This window comes from Gemmatimonadales bacterium (assembly GCA_030697825.1).
GTDB lineage: Bacteria > Gemmatimonadota > Gemmatimonadetes > Gemmatimonadales > JACORV01 > JACORV01.
In genome coordinates this window covers 1-2,982 of sequence record JAUYOW010000144.1, presented here as the reverse complement: position 1 = coordinate 2,982, position 2,982 = coordinate 1, and the positions used below count along the sequence as shown (strand labels likewise).

Genomic DNA, 2,982 nt, shown 5'->3' with positions numbered 1-2,982 from the left:
AGCGTGTGCTCGTCTCCGCGAGGATCGAGCACGGCCACCTGCATCGGCACCAGCAGCGCCGCGAGGGGACTGTCTTGCGTGACGACCAGGTCGCCGGCTTCGGCATGCTCGGCGATGTACCGGTCGGCGACGTCGGGGCCGCCCTCGACCCGGACCGCCGTGACCAGGGAGTTGCCGGGCGCAACCTGCAGCCGCTGGTTGGCCACGAGGACCGTGGGCACCTGGAGCCGCTTGGCGGCCCGGAAGACGAGCTCCTTCACGCCGCGTGGCGCGGCGTCGGCGTCGATCCAGATCTTCAGAGCGGCTCCAGGTTGGGACGCTTTGGCCCCCGGCCGTCGCCCAAGGAGCTCCCCCGCAGGTGGCGCCAGGCCCACGGCAGAAGAAAGCGGCGCCCCCATCGGATCTCCGCGGCGAGCCGTTCGAGCATGGTGGGCGGCGCCACCGGCGGCAGCGGCAGCGCCCACGTCTCGTCGGTCCCGGGAAGTCCGAGCGCGTGAGCCAGCGCCGCGGCGATCCGGGTGTGCCCGACCGCGTTGGCATGCAGCCGATCCGGGCTCCAGATCCGCGGGTCGGAGGCCACCGGATGCGACGCGAGATCGACCAGAACGGCTCCGGTGGAGGCCGAGACGCTGCGCAGCGTCTCGTTCAGCAGGCGGATGCGCCCGGCGATCGGTCTGGCGAGCGGCAGAACGGGCGTGAGGTCCGGGAGCGTGAAGGTGAGGACGGTGGCGCCGCCCACGATGAAGGTGCGCTGCATGTGCTCCACGTCGCGCGCGAGGGCGCCGGCATCGAAGCGTGGCTTCACGACGTCGTTCGTGCCGGAGAAGAGCGTCACGAGATCGGGCCGCATGGCCGCGGCGGGACTCAACTGTTCCTGGCGGATCCGGCGCGTCGAGCGGCCCCGGACGCCGAGGTTGGCGTACAGCAGCGACCCCTGCGCGGCCGCGATCTTCTCGGCGAGACGGTTGGCCCAGCCGCGATAGCCGCCGTTGCCGTCGGGGTCGTCGAGGCCCTCGGTGGAGCTGTCGCCGATGGCGACGTAGCGCTCGAAGCGGGGCGGGGTGGTCACGGTCGCGCCCGCTATCGCACTACGGGCAACTGTACGTGCGAGGGGTGTCGCGCGTCGCGGTAGATGCGGTGGGTCCGCACGCGATAGTCCGCAGCCCGGGCGAGGAAGATGTTCGGCACGTAGGTCTGCGGGTTGCGATCGTACAGGGGGAACCAGGTGCTCTGCACCTGGACCATGATCCGGTGGCCGGTCCTGAAGGTGTACGCCTGCTGGTGCAGATCCACGGTGAAGGCCGTGGGGGTGCTGGCGGGGATCGGGGCCGGCCTCTCCCAGCTGTTGCGGTACCGCCCGCGCATCACATCCCCCGCCACCATCAACTCGTAGCCGCCCATCCCCGGCCGGTCGGCGACCGAGTCGGGGTACACGTCGATGAGCTTGGCCACCCAGTCGGCGTCGGTCCCCGTGGTGGAGGCGAAGAGCTTCGCCACGATGTCGCCGGCGACGGTGATGTCTTCGGTGAGGGGCTCGGTTTGCCATTGGAGGACGTCGGCGCGTCCTCCCACGAAGCGCTGGTCCTCGGTCATCCAGCGCTTCCACCGCGAGCCAGGGGCATAGGTCCGCTCGACCGGCCGGGGGCGGTAGGGCACCGGATGCGCCGGGTCGCTCACGTACTGGTCGAAGCCGGCCGCGTCGGTGGGCGGCTCGAACGACAGTCGGCTGGCCGGGTGGAAGTAGAGGTTCCTGGTGACCGCCTCCCGGGGCGGCCACGCGTCGAATTGCCGCCACCGCCTGGCGCCGGCATCGAACACGGTCGCCTCGGCGAAGTGGCCGCCGCCCGTGCCTTTCAGCCAGTACGCGAACCACCGCGCCTCGATCTCGCGACGGTAGTACTCGGCGGTCGGGCTGCCGAAGCGCGCGTTGCCGAGCGAGTCGCCGGCCTCGAGGAACCACTCGCCGTGGTACCAGGGCCCGATGACGATGAAGTTGCGCCGCGCGGCGTCGCCCGCCTCCATGGCCGCATAGGTGGCCTGCGGCCCGTAGGCATCTTCCTGGTCCCAGAAGCCTCCGACGGTGAGGGTGGGTACCGGCGCGCTGCGCAGCTGCCGCGGCGTGGAGCGTCCCTGCCACACGGAGTCGTAGGAAGGGTGCTCTACGAAGCGCCGCCAGGTGGGCCACGCGCTCGCGCCCACCGCGTCGGCGAGCGCGCCGAGGGTGGGGAACGAGCGATACCAGTCGTAGGTGTCGTACCGGCCCGGCGCGGGTGTGATGCTCCCGTCCGAGCTGGCTTCCATCTCCCAGGCGTATTCGAGCCCGTAGGAGAGGCGGAAGGCGCCCTGGTGGAAGAAGTCGTCGCCCATCCAGGCGTCGCCCATGGTGGCCTGCGGGCTCAGCGCCTTGAGGGCCGGGTGCGGCTCGAACGCGGTCGCGTTGGTGAGGTAGCCCGGGTACGAGATCCCCAGCTGTCCCACGCGGCCGTTGTTGCTGGGGACGTTCCGGAGGAGCCACTCGATGGTATCCCAGGTGTCGGTCGCCTCGTCGAGGCAGCCCGGGCCGCGGGTGGCGCAGGCGGGCCAGTTCATGACGAAAGTGCCTTGCGACCGGTTACGGCCGCGGATGTCCTGGAAGACGAAGATGTAGCCGTCCTTGATTAGCTCCTGGAAGCCGTAGAGGATGCCTAAGGTGCCGCCCCACCCGCTGGTGCCGTAGGGCGTGCGCGAGAGGATGATGGGCAGAGGCGTGCCCGCCGCGTTCCTGGGCGTGAGGATGACGGTGAAGAGCTGCACTCCGTCCCGCATGGGAATGCGGGCTTCGCGCCGGTCGAAGAGGCTGTCGAGCCGGCTTGAGGGCACCTGGGAGGGGGCCGGTGAACCGCAGGCAAGCATCAGACAGGCCAAAAAGAGGCTGCGCTTGGACGGCGGCATTCTTCCTCCGTTGGGGTGAATATGGTGTGGGCTGGCCGAGGCGGCGCGCGC

3 protein-coding genes are annotated in these 2,982 nt (G+C 70.6%); all 3 read right to left on the bottom strand.

Annotation, left to right across the window (positions count from 1 at the left end; genetic code table 11):
* On the bottom strand, positions 1-260 hold a 260-nt coding region (locus Q8Q85_07555), incomplete at its 3' end, for a DUF188 domain-containing protein (protein ID MDP3774112.1).
* A gap of 35 nt (positions 261-295) precedes the next feature.
* On the bottom strand, positions 296-1,069 hold the full coding sequence (locus Q8Q85_07550) for an SGNH/GDSL hydrolase family protein (protein ID MDP3774111.1): 774 nt from the start codon (positions 1,067-1,069) through the stop codon (positions 296-298).
* 11 nt (positions 1,070-1,080) lie between these two features.
* A complete protein-coding gene (locus Q8Q85_07545) occupies positions 1,081-2,805 on the bottom strand; it encodes a CocE/NonD family hydrolase (protein ID MDP3774110.1) in 1,725 nt (574 codons plus the stop codon).
* Positions 2,806-2,982: the final 177 nt, after the last annotated feature.